Origin of the sequence: Shewanella sp. BJSY2023SW005 (genome assembly GCF_047314585.1) — a bacterium.
In the GTDB taxonomy this organism is placed as follows: Bacteria; Pseudomonadota; Gammaproteobacteria; order Enterobacterales; family Shewanellaceae; genus Shewanella; species Shewanella algae.
On the sequence record NZ_JBKORJ010000025.1, the window covers coordinates 88,265 to 111,906 of the forward strand.

Sequence of the window (23,642 nt, forward strand, 5' to 3'; positions counted from 1 at the left end):
ACAAGTTGCTGCATTGCTACCAATTTGGACTAGCCTTGAATATAGAATTCGACTACAAAGCAGGAAGAGGCAGATGAATACTGCCAGGTTCAAATCACTCACCTGGAAGCAAACCAATCTGGTGGTTTTCACTGCGCTATTCTTTGCCGTTGCCATTTTTATCATCGAAATTTTGATTGTGGTGACTACAGAAAGGCAGTCCTTGATCAGCAGCCAGCAGGAGTTGCTCGATTCTGTGGAGCAGCCTGCCGCCAATGCTGTCTGGGCGCTGGATGATAATCTGGCCCGGCAAACCCTTGAAGGGGTGATGAAAGTAGACCATGTCGGTTCGGCCAAGATCACTCTGGACGACAACTCTCTATTCGTGAATCTCGGCAGCAGCCGCCCGGAGCCCTCAGATACTTTCGGGGATATCAGTCTCAAACTGTTTGGCGATCTCAAGCAGATATCAAGGCCACTGCAACGGCCCTTTTATTTTGAAGGTGCGCAAAAAGAGCAACTGATAGGCACGCTCACTATCAATTATGATACCCGAGAGCTGACCCAAAGCCTTATCAGCCAGTTGCAGTTCAGTTTTGCCGCCACCCTGGCCAGGGCATTGTTTCTGACTCTGGTGCTGTCCATAGTGTTTCACCGTTTTCTGACTCAGCCTATCGCCCGTATCAGCGAGGCGATAGACAAAATTGACCCGGAATCACCGGATGAAAACATGCTGCCGGTATCGGCCAACCACAAAGATGATGAGTTGGGGCTGGTTACCTCCAAGTTCAACCAGATCCTCAAACAGTTCAGCCAGACCCAAAGCAAGCTGCGTAAAATGGCGACCCGGGATCCACTCACCGGCCTGCCCAACCGTACCTTGCTACTTGAAACCATAGCCGTCACCATTCAACGCGCCAGGGTGCACAGACGTAACTTCAGTCTGCTGTTTATCGACCTCGATAGGTTCAAAAACGTCAACGATTCCTTGGGTCATGCGGTGGGTGATCAGTTTCTGGCAAGAATCGCCCGTATTTTGGAGCGGGTGGTCGGTGACAAGGGCACAGTGGCCCGTCTCGGCGGCGATGAGTTTGTGATCCTGGCCGATGAAATCCAATCACCGACCCAGGCCGCCGACTTTGTCGACAAGTTGCTGGTCCAGCTCAATACTCCGGTGCAGCTCAACGAACATGCCATTCACCCGGCCGCTTCCATAGGTATCTCCATCTACCCCGAAGATGGTCTGAGCGCCGAAGACCTTATTCGTCATGCCGATATCGCCATGTACAGTGCCAAGGCCGCCGGTTCCAACCAATGGGCTTTCTTCAAGCAACAGATGACAGAGCGAGCGGCGGTGAGACTGCGAACCGAAGCCTCCCTACACGATGCCATCCGTAACAACGAATTCCTGTTGCACTTTCAGCCTAAGGTCAATATAGAGACCGGCGAGTTGATGGGATGTGAGGCGCTGATCCGCTGGCAAAAAGACGGCCGCCTGATAAGCCCCATGTCGTTTATTCCCGTGGCGGAAGAAACCGGGATCATCATCCCTATCGGCCGCTGGGTCATAGAACAAAGCTGCCGGGTGCTGCGCCGCTGGCAAAAACGCTATAACTTCAGCACCCCTATCGCCGTCAACGTTGCCTCACAGCAGTTTGCTGACGCCAGCCTGGTACCGGATATCAAACAGATGGCGCTGCGCTATCAGATAAAGCCTGAATTGCTGGAAGTGGAGATCACCGAGACCTCGCTGATGAATGATATTGAGTTGGCAATCAGCAAGCTGGAGCAACTTAAATCCGCAGGGTTCGGTATTGCCGTCGATGACTTCGGTACAGGTTACTCATCCCTTTCCTATCTGAGACACTTGCCAATCACCACCATGAAGATTGACCGCTGTTTCGTGACCGATCTGCCCCATGAGAGCGCAATAGCTTCCACTATTTTGATGTTGGGACGGCAACTGGATCTGAAAATTGTCGCCGAAGGCATAGAGAACGAGCAGCAACTTGAGTGGCTGAAGCAAAATCACTGCGCCATAGGTCAAGGCTTCTATTTCAGTCAGCCGCTGTCACTGGAAGAGTTTGAGGCCAAGTACATCATCCCGAATAACGCCAGGATCCTGGAGCTGGATGGCCAACTAAGCTGAGCTTGAGCCGATAAGCTTCGCTGCATTCACTCACTCTGAAAAGCCCGTGCTCAAAGAGAATGCCTGGGCAGAATTTTTAAAGACAGGTTAGGACGAAAGCGCACAGAAAAGGGCATGATTTCAATAAGCTTGCCCCAAATTGCAGATACAAAAAAAGGAGGCCTGGGCCTCCTCTTCTTTTGGTACAGTTCGCGATTAGCGACGCAGACCCAGCTTCTGGATCAGAGCGGTATAACGAGCAACGTCGGTACGCTTCAGGTAAGCCAGCAGCTTACGACGAGAGCTAACCATACGCAGCAGACCACGACGTGAGTGGTGATCGTGAGTGTGCTCTTTGAAGTGGTCTTGCAGGTGGTTGATCTGAGCAGTCAACAGTGCAACCTGAACTTCAGTAGAACCAGTGTCGTTTTCGCCACGGCCGAATTCAGCCAGGATTTTCGCTTTCGCTTCAGTACTTAGTGACATGTGTCTCTCCAAAATAGTCTTGATAGTTTCCCCAGCCGATCACTAACTCAGCCAAGGGCGCGACATAATAACCTCAAGGGCTGTAGATCGCAAGTCAAGCTCAGCTTTTTGCCTCAGGCAACACTACCAAACGCTTGGGAGCCAACAAACCATCGTCATTCATCATACCAACACCGATAAAGCGCTTGCTTTCACCCAAGGTGATCCGCACCAGGGTATCGGCTTCCAGCTTGGCGACCCGCACCGGGTTACCGTTGAGCAGATATCCGGCCATGGCATCGGGAACATTGCACTCGGGAAGGTCAGCAACCGCAGTGTCCATGGGAAGCAGCAAAGGATCCAACAGCTCGGAAGGCACCCGCTCTTCGGTCATGGCCTGTTCCAGCAAGGCTTCAAGCTGTGCCAGACTAACCATGCGCTCATAGGGATAACCCGCCACCTGAGTGCGGCGCAGCATGATCACATGTGCGCCGCAGCCAAGCATTTCGCCCAAGTCATCTACGATAGTGCGAATGTAAGTGCCCTTGGAGCAGTGAATATCCAGCGTCAGCTCGTCATTCTCCAAAGAGATGAACTTGAGCTCGTAGACATGAATAGGCCTGGCTTCGCGGGGCACTTCCTTGCCTTCCCGGGCGTACTTGTACAAGGGTTGGCCCTGATACTTGAGCGCCGAGTACATGGAAGGCACCTGCATGCTATCGCCGCGAAAATGCTCCAGTGCATCTTCCAGTTGAGTCATGGAAAACTCAACCGGCCGGGTTTGTACCACTTCACCGTCAGAATCGCTGGTATCAGTGCGCTCTCCAAGCTTAGCTGTCACCAGATAGCGTTTATCGGCATCCAACAGGTGCTGGGAAAACTTGGTGGCTTCGCCAAGACAGATGGGCAGCATACCTGTCGCCAGAGGATCCAACGCGCCGGTATGGCCGGCCTTGGCGGCGTTGTAGATCCGCTTTACCCTTTGCAGGGCAAAGTTGGAACTCATGCCAGTGTCTTTATCCAACAGGACGATACCATCGACCAAACGGCCTTTGGGACGACGCGCCATCAGTTGTTTTCCTCATCCTTGTCTTGAGACTCGGTGCCAAAGGTCTGCTGTTTGGCCTTGTCCTGATTGATGACCTCGGTCACCAGGTTGGACATTCTCATCCCCTCGACCAGAGACTTGTCATAGACAAATCTCAGTTCAGGCATCACCCTGAGTTTCATTCTGCCGGCAACCAAGGTGCGGGCATAAGGCGCTGCCTTGTTGAGTGCAGCCAGCTTTTCGTCGACCTTGACAGAGTCTTCTTCAAAGAAGGTGACAAACACCTTTGCATAACTCAGATCCCGTGAGACTTCCACGTCATTGACAGTGACCATGCCTACACGAGGATCTTTCATATCACGCTGCAGTACCTGCGCCAGCTCCTGTTGCAGTTGCTGGGCGATACGCCGGGTACGACTAAATTCTTTTGCCATAGTATTCTTCCCCAAAATCAACAAGGGCGGCCTCAGCCGCCCTTTTCGATGTTGTCGTTACAGGGTACGGGCAACCTCGACGGTTTCGAACACCTCAATCTGGTCGCCTACGCGAACATCATTGTAGTTCTTCACGCCGATACCACATTCCATGCCATTGCGAACTTCGCTAACGTCATCTTTAAAGCGACGCAGAGACTCGAGCTCACCTTCATAGATAACCACGTTCTCACGCAGAACCCGGATAGGTGCACTGCGCTTAACGATACCTTCGGTCACCATACAACCGGCGATTGCACCCAGTTTAGGCGACTTGAACACATCACGCACTTCAGCCAGACCAATGATCTCCTGCTTGAATTCAGGAGAAAGCATACCGCTCATGGCCGATTTGACTTCGTCGATGAGGTCATAGATTACGCTGTAGTAACGCAGATCCACACTCTCACTTTCGATGGTCTTACGGGCCTGAGCGTCAGCACGGACGTTGAAGCCCACCATGATGGCGTTGGACGCCGCTGCCAGAGTCGCATCTGTCTCGGTCAGTGCACCCACGCCACTGGCGATGATGTTCACTTTCACTTCTTCGGTAGACAGACGGGTCAGCGAGTCGACGATGGCTTCCAAAGAACCCTGTACGTCGGACTTGAGCACGATATTCAGCTCTTTCACTTCGCCTTCGGTCATGTTGGCAAACATGTTTTCCAGCTTGGACTTCTGCTGACGCGCCAGCTTGATATCGCGGAACTTACCCTGACGATACAGGGCGACTTCACGGGCCTTACGCTCGTCACGAACAACTGTCGCTTCGTCACCGGCAGAAGGCACCCCGGACAGACCCAGGATCTCAACCGGAATCGACGGACCGGCTTCAGTGATGCTCTTACCGTTTTCATCCTTCATGGCACGGATCTTACCGTACTCCAGACCACACAGAACGATATCGCCCTGACGCAGAGTACCTTCCTGAACCAGGACGGTAGCAACAGGACCACGGCCCTTATCCAGCTGAGACTCAACAACCACACCGGCGGCCATGCCGTCACGTACGGCTTTGAGCTCGAGGATCTCGGCTTGCAGCAAGATACCTTCCAGCAGCTCGTCCACGCCCATACCTGTCTTGGCAGATACGAACACAAACATGTTGTCACCGCCCCACTCTTCCGACATCACGCCGTGCTGGGACAGTTCGCTCTTGACGCGGTCGATATCGGCTTCGGGCTTATCCATCTTGTTCACTGCCACGATCAGCGGTACACCACCGGCCTTGGCATGCTGGATAGCTTCAATGGTCTGAGGCATTACGCCGTCATCGGCAGCCACAACCAGAACCACAATATCAGTGGCCTTGGCACCACGGGCACGCATAGCGGTAAACGCGGCGTGGCCTGGAGTATCCAGGAAGGTGATCATGCCGTTGTCGGTTTCTACATGGTAGGCACCGATATGCTGGGTAATACCACCGGCCTCACCGGCCGCAACCTTGGTGCGACGGATATAGTCAAGCAGCGAGGTCTTACCGTGGTCAACGTGACCCATGATCGTCACAACCGGCGCACGAGGCTCCAGTTTGACATCTTCACCGTCACGGTCGGCCAGAACTTGATGCTCCAGCTCGTTTTCACGGATAAGCACAACCTTATGGCCCATCTCCTCGGCAACCAGTTGGGCAGTTTCCTGATCCAGTACCTGGTTGATGGTCACCATAGAGCCCATCTTCATCATGGTCTTGATGATTTCAGTGGCTTTGATGGCCATCTTCTGGGCCAACTCGGCCACAGTAATGGTTTCACCTATGCGTACATCGCGGTTTACCGCGGCAACCGGCTTGTTGAAGCCATGGTTCATGGATTGAGGCGCACGGTTACGGATGTTGCGCTCGCGACCGTCACGGGAGTCCTTGGTACGTTTCTTACCGGCACTCTTGTGACGTGAACGACGACCACGCTTCTCCTCATCCATATCGCTGGTATCTTCGGCGGCACGGGCCACTTTAGAGGTAGTGATATGGTGATCGCTGCGCTTCTCGGCTTCAAGACGCTGACGCTCTTCTTCGGCCCAGCGCTTTTCATTCTCTTCAGCCAGGCGACGGGCTTCAGCTGCCGCACGGGCGGCTTCTTCATCGGCCTTGCGCTTAACAGCTTCAGCCTGAGCCGCTTTCAAACGCTCGGCTTCAACACGGGCAGCTTCCTGCTCGGCGCTGGTCTTGGGATCGGCCTTAACCTCTTCCTTGGCTTTGCCGGCATCCTGAGCCGCTTTAGCCTTGGCTTTAGCTTCAGCTTCCGCCTTAGCTTTCGCTTCGGCTTCTACCTTGGCCTTGGCTTCAGCTTCTGCCTTGGCTTTCGCTTCGGCTTCCGCCTGAGCTTTGGCTTCGGCTTCTGCGCGGGCCTGCTCTTCCGCCTGACGGGCCAATTCGGCCGGGTCACGCTTCACAAAGGTGCGCTTCTTGCGAACTTCGACTTTGACGTCTTTGGACTGGCCACCGCTGCCGGCGACACTCAGAGTCGATACGGTTTTACGCTGTAATGTCATCTTGGTGGGCGCACTGTCCGCACCATGTTGCTTTTTCAGGTAGTCCAGCAGTTGCTGTTTCTCGGCCTCGGTGACACTGTCATTCTTGCCTTTCTTGATACCGGCCTTGGAAAACTGCTCGATCAATCGCTCTACGCTTTTTCCCACTTCAGTGGACAGTTTCTCTACTGTTGTCTCTGCCATCAGTTAAATCCCCCTGTTGATCGACTATGCTTCTTCGCCAAACCAACAGATGTTGCGGGCTGCCATGATGAGCTCACCTGCTTTTTCTTCTGTCAATTCTTCAATTTCGATCAAATCGTCAATGCCTTGCTCGGCTAAATCTTCCAGAGTTATCACACCCATGCTTGCCAGAACGTAGGCCAGGTGGCGCTCCATTCCAGGCATGGACAACAACTCTTCACTCGGTTCGGCACCATCCAGTGCTTCTTCGGATGCCAGTGCACGGGTAGACAAGGCAGCCTTGGCGCGCTCACGCAATGCGGCAACTATGTCTTCATCAAATCCTTCGATGGCCAACAGCTCGGAAACAGGAACATAAGCCACCTCTTCCAGAGAGGTGAATCCTTCGTCGGCCAGCACCTGGGCGAAATCTTCGTCCACATCCAACGCACCCATGAACAGCTCCATCACTTTGGCGCTTTCGGCCTGATGTTTCTTGTTCATGTCTTCCACTGTCATCACGTTCAGTACCCAGCCGGTCAGCTGTGTCGCCAAACGAACGTTTTGACCATTGCGGCCGATAGCTTGTGCCAGACTATCGGCTTCGACGGCGATATCCATTGAGTGGTTATCTTCGTCAACAATAATTGAGGCCACATCGGCCGGTGCCATGGCGTTGATAACAAATTGTGCCGGGTTATCGTCCCAAAGCACTATGTCAACACGCTCACCACCGAGCTCATTGGATACGGCCTGTACCCGGGCTCCACGCATACCTACGCAGGCACCGATAGGGTCGATACGACGATCGTTTGATTTCACGGCGATCTTGGCCCGTGAACCTGGGTCACGGGCGGCGCCCATCACTTCGATCATCTCATCGGCAATTTCCGGTACTTCAACACGGAACAGTTCGATCAGCATCTCTGGCTTGGTGCGAGTCAGGAACAACTGAGCACCACGGGCCTCGGGACGCACTGCATACAACAGAGAACGTACCCGGTCACCCGGACGGAAAGTCTCACGGGAGATCAGATCTTCTTTGAACAGCACGCCATCGGCGTTGTTGCCGAGGTCAACCACTACGCTGTCGCGGTTGCTCTTTTTGACCACACCGGTAACCAAATCACCTTCTTTGTCGATAAACTGCTCGACGATTTGGGCGCGCTCGGCTTCACGGACTTTCTGTACTATCACCTGCTTGGCGGTTTGAGTGGTGATACGGTCAAATTGTACCGAATCAATTTCATCCTCAATGAACTCGCCAGGCTGGATCTCCGGGTTCTCATAACGAGCCGCTTCCAGAGTGATTTCACGGTAAGGGTTTTCCAACGCTTCACCGTTATCATCAACCACCAACCAGCGGCGAAAAGTCTCGTAGTCGCCGGTTTTGCGATCTATGGCAACACGAACATCGATATCGCCTTCATACTTTTTCTTGGTTGCGGTAGCCAGCGCAATTTCGAGCGCCTCGAAAATCTTTTCGCGCGGTACAGCCTTTTCGTTGGAAACCGCTTCAGCGACCAGCAAAATATCTTTATTCATCGTCTTGCCTCGTTCACCTTGAAACCATCAAAACTTAGCGATCAGGTTGCCTTTACGGATGTTATCCAAGGCAATAATCAAGTCTTTTCCATCCACTGTCAGAGTGAGCATCTGCCCTTCCACCTTAGTGATGGTACCTTTTAAGTTACGACTACCCGCTACCGGCATAGTCAGTTGAATCTTTGCTTCCTCTCCAAGGTACATACCATATTGCTCAGAGGTGAACAGCGGCCTGTCGAGACCGGGAGAGGAGACTTCCAGAGTGTATTCGGAAGTGATAGGGTCCTCGACATCCAGAATGGCGCTCGCCTGACGACTGGCATTGGCACAGTCTTCAATATTAATGCCGTTCTCACTGTCAATAAATAGCCGCAAGGTTGAATGCTTGCCGGCCTTAACAAATTCAATACCCCAGAGCTGGTAGCCTAAGCCTTCCACTGCTGGAGTAAGCATTTCTGTGAGTCTGGATTCTAATGTTGCCAAGGTAACCCCCGAAAAACAAAAAAGGGCTATTAATAGCCCCAGTATTGAGCTGCCGTAAAAGGCAGCAAATTTAAAAGTCCCAGATAACAAAAAACCCCGTAATCACGAGGTCATTATCTTCAAGAACCTGTAAACAGGATGAATTGTAGAGTAGCGCAATTCATCACTGGGAGCTGGTTGCGGGGGCCGGATTTGAACCGACGACCTTCGGGTTATGAGCCCGACGAGCTACCAAGCTGCTCCACCCCGCGTCAACTGCTGCAAGTTTACTGATTTCAGCTTTTACTTGCAATAACTGAGGGAAATTTCACTTCCATTTCTCAGTTAAAGATTGGTGCCGAGAGCGGGACTTGAACCCGCACGACCGTTAGGTCACAGCCACCTCAAGGCTGCGCGTCTACCAATTTCACCACCTCGGCATATTCGGTATTAGTCTGGAATTTTGGTCTCAGACTGTTGGGTCTGTTCTACGTCAGGCCCCATAATGTTGGTTTCCTGCTTCACGTGATGTGCACTCATGTTGCCGATAACCAGGCTGAGAGTGAAAAACGCGATAGCGAGAATCGCCGTTGTACGGGTCAGAAAGTTACCTGAACCTGCTGAACCGAACAGGGTTCCTGAAGCACCGGCACCAAAAGATGCGCCCATGTCAGCCCCTTTGCCTTGCTGGATAAGGATGAGTCCAACCAGACCCAAAGCTACCAACAAGTAAATAACCATCAGTACTTCTTTCATATTAAGCGCTCATTGCTATCGTACATAAACTCAAGAATTCGGTAGAGTTTAAGCTAGCACCGCCTATCAGTCCACCATCCACATCAGGTTGGGCGAATAAATCTGCAGCATTACTCGGTGTGACACTGCCGCCGTACAAGATCCTGATGTTTTCCCCAATATAAGGGGACACTTCAGAGAGGCGATTGCGTATAAACGCGTGAACTTCTTGTGCCTGCTCCGGTGTTGCGCTCTTTCCTGTCCCTACAGCCCAAAGGGGTTCATAGGCGATGATCGCATTATCAAAAGCCATGGTACCGTTCTTTTCGATTACCACATCCAACTCCTCGGCAAGCACCTCGAAGGTACGTCTTGCTTCACGAGCCGGGCCCGATTCACCGACACAAAGTATCGGGGTCAAACCGTGCTTTTGAGCTGCGGCAAATTTCTCTGCCACTATATTACTCGTCTCACCGTACATACGACGGCGTTCCGAGTGACCGATTATCACATAACGACAGCCGGCATCTTTCAGCATCCGCCCTGAGGTTTCACCTGTGTAGGCACCAAAATCGTGCTGACTCAGGTTTTGAGCCCCCATTCTAACCAGAGAACCATTCAGGGTTTCCTTGTTAGTTTCGAGCAGTTGCCTTACGCTTTCCAGGTAAATTGCTGGTGGGCATAAAACCACTTCAACAGAATCATTATGTAGCTTGGTGGCAAACTTCTTGAACAACTCTTGCGCTAACTGCGCGCTGCCATTCATTTTCCAGTTGCCTGCTACCATTGGACGTCTGAGTGCCATCACCATCTCCTCTGAAAGCGGCGTGAATAATAGCGAACCACTTATTAACTTACAATACCTGATTACGGAATTTTTGCGATTTACTGTGTGTTCGGCTACTTTTTGCGCTCGCACTCAGTAAATCGCTCACAATTCCAGCTTAAGTCATTAATTTTACTTTGATTAAGCTAAAAAAGGCCAGTTTAAACCGCTTGTTTGACTGCGGTGGCTATGGTTTCGGCATGGGCGCGCACCTGGGTTTCATCGTCCCCTTCCACCATCACCCGGATCAAAGGCTCAGTACCGGATTTACGCAGCAGTACCCGGCCGCGCTCACCAAGTTGCGACTCAACCTGAGCCTGAGCGTCTTTCACCAGTTGTGATGCCAGCGGATCTGAGTTGCCTTCAAAGCGAACATTAATAAGGACCTGAGGCAACATCTTCATAGATTCAGTCAACTCTTCCAGCGAGGCGTTGTGACGGCGCATTGCCGCCAGCACCAGAATACCTGCCACTATACCATCACCCGTAGTGCCATGATCCAGATTGAGGATATGGCCTGAGTTCTCCCCCCCTATACGCCAATCTTTCTCTTTCAGCAGTTCCATTACATAGCGGTCGCCAACTTTGGAACGGGCAAAGGGGATATTGAGCTGCTTGAGCGCCAATTCGAGTCCAAGATTGGACATCAAGGTACCGACAACCCCGCCTTTGAGAATGCCGCGCTTTTGGGCGTCGCAGGCAAGAATATAGAGGATCTGATCGCCGTCTATCACTTCACCTTGTCGATTGACCATCATGATACGGTCGCCGTCGCCATCGAGCGCGATACCCAGATCGGCGCCTTCGCTGACCACGGTCTCACAAATCTTGGCCATGGAGGTCGCACCAACCTGATCATTGATGTTGATGCCATTGGGCTTATCCCCTATGGTCACTACCTCGGCGCCCAGTTCGCGGAACACATTGGGGGCGATGTGATAGGTAGCGCCATGAGCACAATCCACCACTATCTTGAGCCCGGCGAGGGTTTGGTCCGCCGGGAAGTTACCTTTGCAATATTCGATATAACGACCGGCGGCATCATCGATGCGGGAGACTTTCCCCAGCAGGTGCGACTCGACACAAACTAGAGGTTTTTCCAGCTCGGCTTCTATCTCCAGTTCCAGTTCGTCATCCAGCTTGCTGCCATCTGTGGAGAAAAACTTAATACCGTTATCATAGTAGGGATTGTGAGATGCACTGATAACGACCCCCGCCTCGGCGCGGAATGTTCGGGTCAGGTAGGCGACGGCCGGCGTCGGCATGGGCCCCATTAACATCACATTGAGTCCGGCGGCAGACAAGCCGGCTTCCAACGCCGACTCGAACAGATAACCTGAGATCCGGGTATCTTTGCCTATAATCACTTTACGGGTACCACTGCGGGACAAGACCCTACCAGCAGCCCAGCCAAGCTTAAGTGCCAGCTCCGGAGTCATCTTGCCCGCTCCAACCTTGCCGCGGATCCCGTCCGTACCAAAAAACTTTCTCACGCTCACTCCTATTGAGAACCATCTTTGAATGGTTATTCTATATACTGTAAACCTAATACCGGCTGACCCACCGGCCTGAAACCTATGAAGTCACGGCGCTGTCTTTATCCAAACTGCTTGGTTGCTGCCATGACCTTGAGTACATCGCTGGTCTCTGCGACATCATGTACCCGAATAATATGTGCGCCCCGCTGAGCTGCCAACATGGCGCCTGCCAGGCTACCTGCCAATCTGTTGTCGACACTGCGCTCAAGCAGATTTCCTATCATACTCTTTCGCGACAGTCCGATAAGTAAAGGCAGATCAAATTTTGCCAGCTCCTGCAAATGAGCCAGCAGATGATAATTGTGTTCCAGCGTCTTGCCAAATCCAAAACCCGGATCCAGCAATATTGCCTCTCTGGCGATCCCCGCATCAATACAGGCCTCAATGCGCTTGGCAAAGAAGTCATTCACCTCGGCAAGCAGATCCTCATAGTGGGGCGCATTCTGCATGGTTCTGGGTTGCCCCTGCATATGCATCAGGCACACAGGCACCTGCAGTTCAGCAGCGGCTTGCAGGGCGCCGGGCTCCTGCAAGGCCCGCACATCATTGATAAGGTGAGCGCCGGCATTGATACCGGCGCGCATCACTTCGGCTTTACTGGTATCCAAAGAGATCCAGATCTGGGGATACTTGGCGACAATATACTCCACCAGGGGAACAACCCGGGAACGCTCCTCATCGACGCTGACATCGGCAGCCCCGGGCCGGGTGGACTCGCCGCCGATATCAATAAACACGGCGCCATCGGCCACCATTTGGTCGGCGTGACGGCAGGCCAGTTCAAAGGAAGAAAAACGGCCGCCATCGGAAAACGAATCCGGGGTTACATTGAGGATCCCCATTACCTTGGGCTCATCGAGTAATAGTTGGTGAGCACCGGACTTCAATTCAAACACTCTTTACTCCCTTACGCGTCAAGCGCGAGAACATCTTTATTGGATTTATTATTGTGCCTTTAGGCAGAAACAAGAAAACCCCTTACGGGGTTTTCTTTTACCTCAGAGTAGGCTTATTTCAGCGGGCTCTCGCCGGGTTTGCCCAAATCTGCAGTAGTATCACTCGGCTCATGCTCTTCAACTTCAGCCTCTTCTGGCTTGGCACCTTTACTGCCATTATTGCCATTGGAAGAGCCATTGTCGTCCAGCTGCCAATCGACCGGAGGACGCACTTCGCGGCGCTCCATCAGGTCCTCTATCTGGCGCGAGTCTATGGTCTCATACTTCATCAACGCATCTTTCATCGCGTGCAGAACGTCCATATTCTCATCCAGCAGTTGCTTGGCACGCTGGTAGTTGCGGTCAATGATGGCCTTGATTTCAGAGTCTATGATGGCCGCAGTCTCATCAGACATATGCTTGGACTTGGCCATGGAGCGGCCCAGGAATACTTCACCCTCTTCCTCTGCATACAGCAGCGGACCGAGTTTCTCGGAGAAGCCCCACTGGGTCACCATGTTACGGGCAATGGCCGTAGCATATTTAATGTCCTGAGATGCACCGGTAGAGACTTTTTCAGTGCCAAAGATAATCTCTTCGGCCAGTCGACCACCGTAGGCCACAGAGATCTTACTCTCCAGCTTCTGGCGGCTCTCACTGATGGCATCGGCTTCCGGCAGGAAGAAGGTCACACCCAAGGCCCGGCCTCGAGGGATAATGGTTACCTTATGCACAGGGTCGTGCTCAGGCACCAGATAGCCCACAATCGCGTGACCGGCTTCGTGGTAAGCCGTCATCTCTTTCTCGGACTCAGACATCACCATGGAGCGGCGCTCGGCACCCATCATGATCTTGTCTTTGGCACTCTCAAACTCTTCCATGGTCACCACACGGCGATTACCGCGGGCGGCAAACAGTGCAGCCTCGTTAACCAGGTTGGCAAGATCCGCACCTGAGAACCCAGGCGTACCACGGGCAATCACACTGGCTTTAACATCGTCACCCAAAGGCACTTTACGCATGTGCACTTTAAGAATTTGCTCACGGCCACGAACATCCGGCAGCCCCACTACAACCTGGCGGTCGAAACGGCCGGGACGCAGCAGCGCGGCATCCAATACGTCTGGGCGGTTGGTTGCGGCAATAACGATAATACCTTCATTACCTTCAAAGCCATCCATTTCCACCAGCATCTGGTTCAATGTTTGCTCACGCTCGTCGTGACCACCACCGAGCCCGGCACCGCGCTGACGGCCCACGGCATCGATTTCATCGATAAAGATGATGCATGGAGCCGACTTTTTGGCCTGCTCGAACATGTCACGTACCCGGGAGGCACCGACACCGACAAACATTTCCACAAAGTCAGAACCTGAGATGGTAAAGAAAGGCACCTTGGCTTCACCGGCAATCGCCTTGGCAAGCAAGGTTTTACCTGTACCTGGAGGACCAACCATCAAGACACCGGTAGGAATACGGCCACCGAGTTTCTGGAATTTGGTGGGATCACGCAGATAATCCACCATCTCCTTCACCTCTTCCTTGGCCTCGTCACAACCGGCCACATCGGCAAAGGTGGTCTTAATCTGATCTTCGCTCATCAGCTTGGCTTTACTCTTGCCAAAGGACATGGCGCCTTTACCGCCACCGCCCTGCATCTGTCGCATAAAGAAGATCCACACCCCAATAAGCAGCAACATGGGGAACCAGGAGATAAAGATCTGTGTCAGGAAACCTGACTCTTCGGCTTCCTGCCCTTTCATGCGGATGCCTTTACGATCCAGGTCATTGATCAGATCCTGGTCATACAAGGGCATAATGGTGGTGAACTTTTCACCGGACTTTTTGACGCCTTCAATCGTACGTTGGTCGCTTTTCACTTCAACGTTACTGACTTGGCCGCTACGAACATCGTCCAGGAAAGTCGAATAATCCATCTTCTGCGCTGACGAAGAAGAGGGGGAGTAACCCTGGAACACGGACATCAGCACCACGGCGATGACCACCCAGAGAATCAAATTTTTTGCCATGTCACTCAATTACTGAACCTCACAAAGTCTTGAGATTTACTTCAATCAGGGTACTACAACTTGTACCCTGTCGCTACCAGATAGACCTCGCGAGAACGTGGCCTGGAGGAATCCGGCTTACGGGTTTTTACAGTCTTGAACGCTTGTCTGACTGCTTTCATATACTCGTCAAAGCCCTCCCCCTGAAAGACTTTAACAGCAAAACTACCATTGGCTGCCAACACCTGATGACACATATCCAACGCCAACTCCACTAAATACATGGCTCTGGGCTGATCCACACCATCTGAACCACTCATATTGGGCGCCATATCCGAGAGCACCAAGTCAACCTTATCTTCCCCAACCCGGGTCAGCAAGGCCTCAAGGACTTTTTCCTCACGGAAGTCTCCTTGAAGGAAATCGACACCAACGATTGGGTCCATCGGTAAAATATCACAGGCAACCACTTTACCTCTTTCACCGACCAACTTGGCCGCCACCTGAGACCAACCTCCGGGAGCCGCCCCCAGGTCGACCACTGTCATCCCGGGTTTAATCAGCTGATCTTTTTGTTGCAGCTCCTCTAACTTGAACGCGGCCCGCGAACGCAGCCCCCGTTTTTGTGCCAATTTGACATAGTGATCATCAAAGTGTTCCTGCATCCAACGGGTGGAACTGGCCGTACGTTTCTTACCTGACATTCAAAATCCGCAACAAATGAGAGTTACACAAGGGCTATATGAGGGTAGAATAGCGGCTTTTCAACAGTAACTCAGCAAAAGTTGGTAGAAATGAACTTAACAACCAAACAGAAACAGCATCTCAAGGGCCTGGCACACAGCCTCAAGCCGGTAGTGCTGCTTGGTGCCAATGGCCTGACTGAAGGGGTACTGGCTGAAATTGATAATGCGCTCTCTCACCATGAGCTGATTAAAGTTAAAGTCGCCTCTGAAGACAGAGAACTGAAAGCCGCTATCGTTGATGCCATTGTCCGTGAAACCCAGGCAACCAAGGTGCAGCTGATCGGCCATGTTTTGGTGCTCTTCCGTCAATCCGAAGAGATGAAAATCGCTCTGCCCAAGGCCAGATAAGCCCTTTCCCCACAAAAAAGCCACCTTAACCGGTGGCTTTTTTGTTGCCATAATCCCATCGGCGCACACATTGTGGCGCCGGCGGATTAAATCAGTATTAATTGATAGGTTTCAATCAGGGTGTCTGGGTCACAGGCGTCACCCGATAATGCTCACTGGACAGTCCCAGCCATTCCGGCAGTGAAGTACCAACCGATATAGATGAGAAAGTACCGGTCAACACCCCGATAAACATGGCGATGGAAAATCCTTCCAAGGGGCCTCCGCCCATGATCCACAGTGCTGAAATAGTCATCAGGGTAGTACCGGATGTCACCATGGTTCGGGCAAAAGTGGCCGCAATCGCCTGGTTATTGATGTCTTTTACCGCCAACTTGGGTTTGGCAGCCAGCAATTCGCGGATCCTGTCGGCAATAATGATGGAATCGTTGAGCGAATATCCCAAAATGGCCAACACAGCCGCCAGCACCGTCAGGTTGAACTCCATCTGAGTGGCGGCGAAAAAAGCCAGCACAAAGATAACATCATGCACCAGAGCAAATACCGCACCGGATGCCAGACGCCACTCAAAGCGGTAAGAGAGATACCCCAGAATACACAGCATTGCCACCAGCAAAGCCAAGCCGCCCTGCTCGGCCAACTCCTGGCCGACCTGAGGCCCGACTATGCTGGTATTGAGCACTTCAACATGAGTGTTCATACCCGCCAGTACCTCCGGCAGTTCGGGCATGGTTTGCCCGGCACTTGGCGCTGCATAACGCAGCACCCAGCGTCCCGGCTCACCGGCAGCAATCAGGCTGACTTCCTGGCCATAGGCCTGCTGCAACACAGGTTGCAGCGATTTGGAGCTGATTGAGCTGTCGATACGTATTTCACTGACCACGCCGCCGGTAAAATCCAGCCCCCAGTTGAGCCCCTTGACGGCAATCACACTGATGGACACTATCATCAAAAACACGGAAATCGCGCTGCTGAAATAACGCCACTTGGTTGCATTTTTCATATTAATCATAATATTAAACCCTCACATCGCGGCTGAAGTTCTTACCATAAACCAGATTGATAATCGCCCTTGAGGCAAAAATCCCGGTGAACATACTGGTCAACAACCCCAGCCCCAGCGTCAGCGCAAACCCCTGAATAGGACCATTACCTATGGCGTAGAGCACTACAGCAGTGATCATAGTGGTGAAGTTGGCATCGAAAATGGTGGAGAAGGCGCTGTCAAAGCCCTTGTCAATGGCGTGCGCCAATGCCCTCCCCTCACGAAGCTTGTCGCGGATCCGCTCGAAAATCAGCACATTGGTATCCACCGCCATTCCCACTGTCAGCACCAAACCGGCAATCCCGGGGAGAGTCAGTACCGCACCTGGGATCAAAGCCAGCAAGCCAAACAGCAACACCATGTTAGCCAGCAACGCCAGGTTGGCGACCCAGCCAAGCCTGCGATACCAAAGCGCCATAAACACCAGGGTGATCCCCATGCCGAGCGCCAGGGCGGCAAAGCCATTGTGAATATTCTCTGCTCCCAGCGTCGGGCCTATGGTGCGCTCTTCAACTATGGTGACAGGCGCAGTCATAGAACCGGCCCGCAGCAAAAGAGCCAGTTGCTGCGCATCCTGATAACTACCGGCGCCGGTTATCCGAAAACGCTCCGGCAGCACAGACTGAATGGTGGCGACACTGATAATTTCATTGCTTTGTACTGCCTTGCCGTTGGCATCGCGGCTGTACTCACTGTATGCCGTGGCCATAGGTTTGCCGATATGGCCTCGGGAGAAGTCGGTCATACGGCGGCCGCCTTCACTGTCCAGGGTAATATTGACCTCGGCAGTACCCATTTCACCTATGCCGGCACGGGCATCGACAATATGCTCGCCGGTCAGCACAGGTTTGCGCGCCACGGGTACAGGATTGCCGGACTTGTCCTTAATCAACATGGCGCCGGTGGCACTGTCCTTGGCTTCATAGAAGGCCAGAGTCGCAGTTGCCCCTATCACGCTCTTGGCGGCAGCCGGGTCTTGAACACCGGGCAGCTCGATACGGATGCGACTCTCGCCCTGACGCTGCACCAGCGCTTCGGTGATCCCCAACTCTTCGATACGGGTACGCATGATCTGCAGGTTTTGCTGCACTGTCAGGTTACGCAGGTTGATTTTCTCAGCCTCAGTCAGCGCCGCCTTGAGCTGACTGTTATTGCCGCTCACCTGCCAGAGTGGGTATTGCCTGGCCATAAACTGCCGCACCTCGGCGCGAGCCGCCTCTGGCATAACCACTGTCAGTTGCTCTTCAGCGCCCTGACGCACACTCAAGCCTCGGATCCCTTGCTCTCTGGCAAAGGCACGCAGGGCATCGGCCAGTGAACTTCCCTGGGTTTGATACACAGGGGTAATATCCACATCCAACAAGAATTGCACCCCGCCACGAAGGTCCAGCCCCAACTTAATGGGTTCAAACCCCATGCCGAGCAACCACTCGGGCGCCGCCGGGCTCAAAGCCAGAGTGAGTTCAGCGGGATCTTTGGCACGACCGGCCAGCAAGGATTTGGCCAAAGTCTGTTGGCCTTCGTCATTGAGAATAATCAGGGTTTGCTGATCTTTGCTGTCCAGGCGCTTGACTTGAATATCGGCCTTGGCCAGTTCAGAAACTATCTGGGTCGGAGATAAGTCCAGTCCGGCCTTGGGGGATATTTGCACCGCGGCATCTTCACCATACCAAGTCGGCAAGGCGCTCAGCGCCATCACCACCAGGGTGACTACCAGTACCAGATATTTCCAGGCGCTGTAGTGATTAAGCAGTTTTTTAGGCTGGCGCCCGCGGCCATTACTCTTTAATAATGAGTCAGTTATCATATTTATGCTCTCTTTTCGACTCGTGGCTTAAGCCACATATCACAGTCGCAGCCATCCAATGAGGGAGTGACTGACAACAGATGAAGTGAAACCCGGACAGAAAGCCCGGTAGAGAGCGTCAGGCGGCTTGCTGACTGAAGCGATAGCGGAGATTGGCGTCTTTCCAGCCCCCAAGGCGCAAACCGGCTCCTGGGTGCTTTAAGGTCCAATACTGCTCAATAGGCAATTGCTCGGCAAAACCTATGCTGAGCACAGGCGCCGGTGGCATAGCGATTTCAAACGCCAATTCATAGGGTGGCTCGGCCACATCATGCGGAGCGGCCGTGCTGAGGCAGCGCTGGCAGGCTCCGGGCGCCGAATAGAGTTGGTCGCCCTGCTCGGAGCGCAGCAACTTGGATAAGTGAGACAGGGAAACCTTGCCATCCACCTTTTCTCTGTCGGCAGCATCATGCTTGCCAAGCTTATGATGCAGGGCCTCCTGGGATTGGGGCTCTTGACCAAGAGACGCTGACAACACTGCAGAAGACGGCTCTTTGCCTGCATCTTGCTGACTGAGCTCGGGTAAGGCTTGCTCAAACGCCTTCCAGGTTGCATCAGAGGCAATCCCGGAATACACATTGCCCAGCAGACCTATGGCGATCAGCAGGGTAAAGAGGCGCATGATTCTCAGCAAGGTGTTATCCATAAACAGGGTTATTTGGGCGGATGCTAGTCTTTCAAGCCCTGACGGGCAAATTAAACTTTGTCCATCTTGCACAAAAAAGCCGCCCGGAGGCGGCTTGATAACGCAATCAGATATATTCGACGGCGACCACTTCATATTCTGCCAGGCCACCGGGAGTTTGGATGTTGACTTCATCCCCCAGATTTTTGCCGATAAGGCCACGGGCAATGGGTGAGTTCACCGAGATCAGGTTCTCTTTGATATTAGCCTCATCGTCACCGACAATGCGGTAAGTCACTTCGGCATCTGTGTCCAGATTCAGTATGGTCACAGTGGCGCCAAAGATAATCCGGCCATTGTTGGGCATCTTGGTCACATCAATGATCTGGGCATTGGAGAGTTTGCCTTCGATATCGCGGATACGGGCTTCGCAAATGCCCTGCTCTTCACGGGCTGCATGGTATTCCGCGTTTTCTTTCAAATCTCCCAGTTCACGCGCCGCGGCAATTGCCTCGGTGATCTTGGGACGGCGATCAAACTTGAGTATATCCAGTTCTTTGCGCAACTGTTCTGCCCCAACCAGGGTCATGGGAACCTTGTTCATAATCTCTTTCGTCTCCTGTCAAACAAAAGCAGCCTCCGTCGGCCTAAGGCCAACAGAGACTCATTTTCCGGGTGAATGGGCGCCATTTTGTCAGCGGCGCCAGGGATGCATAGCGGAATACCGGGGGAATACACCGGCTAAAACTCAATTCATCTTGGCTACAAGCTTACCTAAGCCATGGCTGGCTTGCCAGCCATGGCGACAAAAATCTCTGTTTCTGTGGCACCGACGATGGGAAATTCATCTCAGTTAAGACTCGAAAGCACAGAGGGATAACCCCAACCATTGTTTCCTACCTCGACCTGCTCACCGGTAAGGTACTGATACAAGGTCGGTGCCAGTGAGCCGTTATCCAGCGGCCCCAATCTCTGGCCGGGTTTGACCGTCTCGCCCCAGAAACCTATGAAGGCATCTTTTTCCAGATAATGCTCGCCCGCATGACGACCCGGTACCAGAGTGTTGTAGCCAAACCCCTCTTTGGGGAAGAGATTGATGGTGCCGGCCCTGTCTTCATCATAGAGATGTGCCAACTGCACCACGGCATCGGGTCTGGGACTCATGGCCGCCAGGCTGCGCCACTGCTCGGCGCTGCAGCCTTTGGCACTCCCCAGGCATAGTTCGAGCAGTTGTTGCTTGGCAGACAGCTGAACATCAGACAGCGGCGCCAGATAAGGGTTGTTCTGAGCCAGTGCCAGCAGCTCTGGCGCGCCCTTACCATCCAGCGCCTGATAACGGATAACGCCCGATTCACGACTGATCATTTCATCGCGGCGCTGCCCGTTTCTGTATCCCACCAAACGCACAGAGCAGCTATCAAGCGTACAATCGCTTTGGCGCACCACAAGATAATCCAGCGATTCCTGCAACTCATCGGCAAGCAGGCTGACCATATCCAGCGCCTTGCCTTCTCTGACCTTAAAACGGGTCAACTCTTGATACAGGGGTTGCACCTGCCAACCTCGGTCCGAGTTAAAGAAGTCCAGCATATAGTTGCCACCGGCAGTGGAGGCTATCACCAAATCTACCCCATGCAGTGAAGGCGGATTGAGGTTGTTGGTTATCTTGGGGCCTTCCCCTTCATCAGAGGAGATTTTGCTTATCTTGAGCTCGACCCCGCGTTGCTTGAGCGCATCTTGCAGCACCAGTTCGGGGTTAAGGGTGTGATACACAGGTGCCAAACCATGATCGCCGGCCATGCCCCACAGCGTCTGCGGATAGATACCCGCGTCCCGATACACCTTGTCCAGACGGCTGAGCCAGTAATCGAGCCGGTTAAGCTCACCGGTCGGCGCTATGATTTCGTCGCTGAACGGCCCCTTGAAATGGGCGAAGTGATCCGGCCAGGGGTTATAAATAAGCAGATAGTCCGGCATTGCCTGCTCACTCAGCAAGGCCAGCTCATTGAGCTGTTCATTGAGCTTGGCCCGCAAGCTCATGCGGGAAAACAGCCGCCAGGCGCCCATCTTGTCGTAGGCCTCGAGTTGCTCGCGAACCGCCGCTACGCTATGTTGCAAGCCCTTCTCTGCTTCGGCACGCAGCGACAACTCATTGAGACAGCGCTGCTCGCCAAAATCACGGATCGCTTCCCCCAGCCCCAGATTGACCAGGGCATCGAAACTGGTCTGGGCGTTCCAGTCATATTGGGCGTTACAGTTTAAAGTTTTGAGATAGTTCAGGCGATCGAACATGGTGCGCATGCCGCGGCTTTCCACCAGATTTTCGAGCTGCAGAGCATCATTGCCGAAGAAGTAATAGGCCCGGTCACGGGTGCGATCGACAAAGTGAAAATTGGGGATCCCTGTGCCGCCCTTACCGGACACTGCGGCGCCTGTCTTGATAATCGGCAGATTGCGCACACTGATGGTAGGCGTGGAAGAGATACCTCCTGTGGCTATGCCATTTTCACTCCGGCGATAGAGTGACTTGAAAAACGGCAGATAGTACTGGTCGGTGGCGCCATGTTTCACCAACTGACGCAAAAAGTCCTGCTTGGGAGTATGCTGCGGCCGCCCCATGGCTGACGCGGGCGAGAGTTGCGACAAAGCCGCATCCCTGGCAAGTACTTCTTTGAGATAAGGGCCGGAATTGGGCGCGACCAACGCCTGCATCAGTCCCTGGCTCAAGCCATCTACTGTTATCTGCACCGCTCTTGGGCGTTGACTCCAACTTGCCAGAAAGTCACTCAGCCCCTTGGGATCTTCCTTGAGACTGGCCTGCATCCAGGCAGAAAAGGCCTTGGCCCGCTGCGCCGGTAATGCATATTGGCGATAGGCCTTGAGCACATTGAGACGGACAAAGTCGATAAGGGTAACAGTTATCGCCTGCGCCTTGTTGTTTACCTTGGCGGCATTTTCCGCCTTGCCATCTTCAATAATCAGCTCGAGGGCGCTGCGCATATCCCCCTCGGGCAGACTGCCGACATACTTGCCAATCTCATTGATGATCAGCGGCTGAATGTCGGCAATCAGCGCCAGATCTTCAGGGCTATCGCCAAGATAGCGGTAATGTTCCGGCAGTTTCTTGCCAAGGGCCCAGTCATCATTGTTGAACAGGCGATCATAGACAGTCACCAACATGGCAAGCAATTGGCGATTGAGCGTCATGCCCTCGCGTCTGTCATTGGCTTCGGCGGTCGGTTCGGTGTTGTCTTTGACCTGCTCTTCCAGGCTGAACAGCGAATGCTGCCAGGGTGCGATTTGCTCCTTGCTGTATTGGCTCAGCAGATAATCCCGGAACTGATCCCGGTTCTCGGCGCGGCTGTATCTGTCGTAAAAAAGGTAGAGAAAATGCCCAAGGGGGATGCTGTAGAAAGGATCCGACAGCCGGGCTATGACCCTGGCCTTGGTCGGCGCATCGAGCGGCAGCGTTAAAATGTAGGCATCCAAGCTCATACCGGCAACGGAAAATATCGCCAGATCGCGCCCTGTGGTGACACTGAGCTCCAACCCTTTAAACAGCTGCTTTTGCAGCAGATCGCCGCCGTGATACAAGGGCGCCACCAAAGGCACAGTGTTGATATCAGCCCGCACGCCGTTGCTGCCGAGGCTCAAAGCCAAGCCCAAACTCAAGGCAAGAGCCTGTGCTTTGCTCCGCCGGTTAAACAGCTCTTTGACTCGCCCCGCAACGCTTTCCTGGCCCTTGGGCTCCTTTGAGACAGACTCGAGTATCATCACTTCCTTTCCCTGAAACATCTTGATTGCAGCATCTTAAATGAAACGCCTTGATAATGGCCGAGTTTAGCAAGAGCGGCCAAGATCCCAAAGCCAGGGGAAGGTGCAAATAAGTCCTCGCGGCGTTCTTTTTTGTAGAGAGTGGCTTACACAGCAATTGGCGTTCAAGGCATCTGACTGAAGGCATGCCGGGGCCTGTCAAAGTCGGATAACGCAGAGAGCCGGTTGCTGTGCAAGCCCCGAAGGGCGTGGCTTACAGGCCTGCCTGCTGTGTTGTGCTTCTTACAAAGGACTAGGGCCATTTGCTGCGAACCACGCCTTGCATCCAGGCCTGTAAGCCGACGCAGAGCACGCATGGGACCTGTTCGCACCTTCCCAATGACCCAAATCATCCGGCCTACAAAAAAACAGGCCACCCTAATGGGTGGCCTGGTCACTTTCAGTCACTGGCTGACAGCGT

General features: G+C 53.2%; 19 protein-coding genes and 2 tRNA genes. 2 read left to right on the plus strand and 19 right to left on the minus strand.

What is annotated here, in order from left to right; translation table 11 throughout:
* Positions 1-73 precede the first annotated feature (73 nt).
* Positions 74-2,128 (plus strand): EAL domain-containing protein, encoded by a 2,055-nt coding sequence (locus ACMHXI_RS07590; RefSeq protein ID WP_044733930.1) that lies wholly within the window; start codon positions 74-76, stop codon positions 2,126-2,128.
* Positions 2,129-2,323: 195 nt separating this feature from the next.
* Here the strand turns inward: ACMHXI_RS07590 and rpsO are convergent, their stop codons facing one another.
* From rpsO to rlmE, 14 genes are all read right to left on the minus strand, one after another.
* On the minus strand, positions 2,324-2,593 hold the full coding sequence (rpsO, locus tag ACMHXI_RS07595; RefSeq protein ID WP_025009936.1) for a 30S ribosomal protein S15: 270 nt from the start codon (positions 2,591-2,593) through the stop codon (positions 2,324-2,326).
* A gap of 100 nt (positions 2,594-2,693) precedes the next feature.
* The gene (gene truB, locus ACMHXI_RS07600; protein WP_208142581.1) at positions 2,694-3,641 is read right to left on the minus strand and encodes a tRNA pseudouridine(55) synthase TruB; all 948 of its coding nucleotides are present in this window, start codon (positions 3,639-3,641) and stop codon (positions 2,694-2,696) included.
* Positions 3,641-4,054 (minus strand): 30S ribosome-binding factor RbfA, encoded by a 414-nt coding sequence (gene rbfA, locus ACMHXI_RS07605; RefSeq protein ID WP_413734580.1) that lies wholly within the window; start codon positions 4,052-4,054, stop codon positions 3,641-3,643. Before rbfA ends, truB begins: the two co-directional genes overlap by 1 nt.
* Before the next feature lie 57 nt (positions 4,055-4,111).
* Entirely contained in the window at positions 4,112-6,769 is a 2,658-nt protein-coding gene (gene infB / locus ACMHXI_RS07610; protein WP_025887923.1) for a translation initiation factor IF-2, read from the minus strand.
* 24 nt (positions 6,770-6,793) lie between these two features.
* Positions 6,794-8,293: a transcription termination factor NusA gene (gene nusA, locus ACMHXI_RS07615; RefSeq protein ID WP_028780659.1), complete on the minus strand. Its 1,500-nt coding sequence runs from the start codon at positions 8,291-8,293 to the stop codon at positions 6,794-6,796.
* Positions 8,294-8,320: 27 nt separating this feature from the next.
* Positions 8,321-8,776, minus strand: a complete 456-nt coding sequence (gene rimP / locus ACMHXI_RS07620; RefSeq protein ID WP_025887922.1) for a ribosome maturation factor RimP — start codon at positions 8,774-8,776, stop codon at positions 8,321-8,323.
* A gap of 174 nt (positions 8,777-8,950) precedes the next feature.
* Positions 8,951-9,027, minus strand: a tRNA-Met gene (locus ACMHXI_RS07625).
* Between the two features lie 81 nt (positions 9,028-9,108).
* Positions 9,109-9,195: transfer RNA gene (locus ACMHXI_RS07630), tRNA-Leu, on the minus strand.
* A 10-nt stretch (positions 9,196-9,205) separates the two neighbouring features.
* Positions 9,206-9,511, minus strand: coding sequence for a preprotein translocase subunit SecG (secG, locus tag ACMHXI_RS07635; RefSeq protein ID WP_025009932.1), 306 nt, complete (start codon positions 9,509-9,511; stop codon positions 9,206-9,208).
* Between the two features lies 1 nt (position 9,512).
* Positions 9,513-10,295, minus strand: a complete 783-nt coding sequence (gene tpiA / locus ACMHXI_RS07640; RefSeq protein ID WP_045283644.1) for a triose-phosphate isomerase — start codon at positions 10,293-10,295, stop codon at positions 9,513-9,515.
* Between the two features lie 182 nt (positions 10,296-10,477).
* Positions 10,478-11,815 carry a phosphoglucosamine mutase gene (gene glmM / locus ACMHXI_RS07645; RefSeq protein WP_107005623.1) on the minus strand — a complete coding sequence of 446 codons (1,338 nt, stop codon included), beginning with the start codon at positions 11,813-11,815 and terminating at the stop codon, positions 10,478-10,480.
* 98 nt (positions 11,816-11,913) lie between these two features.
* Positions 11,914-12,750: a dihydropteroate synthase gene (gene folP, locus ACMHXI_RS07650; RefSeq protein ID WP_115389100.1), complete on the minus strand. Its 837-nt coding sequence runs from the start codon at positions 12,748-12,750 to the stop codon at positions 11,914-11,916.
* Between the two features lie 113 nt (positions 12,751-12,863).
* A complete protein-coding gene (gene ftsH / locus ACMHXI_RS07655) occupies positions 12,864-14,828 on the minus strand; it encodes an ATP-dependent zinc metalloprotease FtsH (protein ID WP_101059014.1) in 1,965 nt (654 codons plus the stop codon).
* Between the two features lie 44 nt (positions 14,829-14,872).
* Positions 14,873-15,502, minus strand: a complete 630-nt coding sequence (gene rlmE / locus ACMHXI_RS07660; protein ID WP_044733925.1) for a 23S rRNA (uridine(2552)-2'-O)-methyltransferase RlmE — start codon at positions 15,500-15,502, stop codon at positions 14,873-14,875.
* A gap of 90 nt (positions 15,503-15,592) precedes the next feature.
* Between rlmE and yhbY the strand changes: the two genes are divergently transcribed.
* On the plus strand, positions 15,593-15,892 hold the full coding sequence (gene yhbY / locus ACMHXI_RS07665; protein ID WP_025009926.1) for a ribosome assembly RNA-binding protein YhbY: 300 nt from the start codon (positions 15,593-15,595) through the stop codon (positions 15,890-15,892).
* Between the two features lie 115 nt (positions 15,893-16,007).
* Here the strand turns inward: yhbY and secF are convergent, their stop codons facing one another.
* From secF to ACMHXI_RS07690, 5 genes are all read right to left on the minus strand, one after another.
* Entirely contained in the window at positions 16,008-16,904 is an 897-nt protein-coding gene (gene secF, locus ACMHXI_RS07670) for a protein translocase subunit SecF (protein ID WP_373561489.1), read from the minus strand.
* Positions 16,905-16,908: 4 nt separating this feature from the next.
* Positions 16,909-18,744: a protein translocase subunit SecD gene (secD, locus tag ACMHXI_RS07675; protein ID WP_413734585.1), complete on the minus strand. Its 1,836-nt coding sequence runs from the start codon at positions 18,742-18,744 to the stop codon at positions 16,909-16,911.
* A 118-nt stretch (positions 18,745-18,862) separates the two neighbouring features.
* Positions 18,863-19,429 (minus strand): hypothetical protein, encoded by a 567-nt coding sequence (locus ACMHXI_RS07680; RefSeq protein ID WP_208146494.1) that lies wholly within the window; start codon positions 19,427-19,429, stop codon positions 18,863-18,865.
* Positions 19,430-19,535: 106 nt separating this feature from the next.
* On the minus strand, positions 19,536-20,012 hold the full coding sequence (gene greA / locus ACMHXI_RS07685) for a transcription elongation factor GreA (protein WP_025887902.1): 477 nt from the start codon (positions 20,010-20,012) through the stop codon (positions 19,536-19,538).
* Between the two features lie 245 nt (positions 20,013-20,257).
* Positions 20,258-23,203, minus strand: coding sequence for an alkaline phosphatase family protein (locus tag ACMHXI_RS07690; protein WP_413734587.1), 2,946 nt, complete (start codon positions 23,201-23,203; stop codon positions 20,258-20,260).
* Positions 23,204-23,642 lie beyond the last annotated feature (439 nt).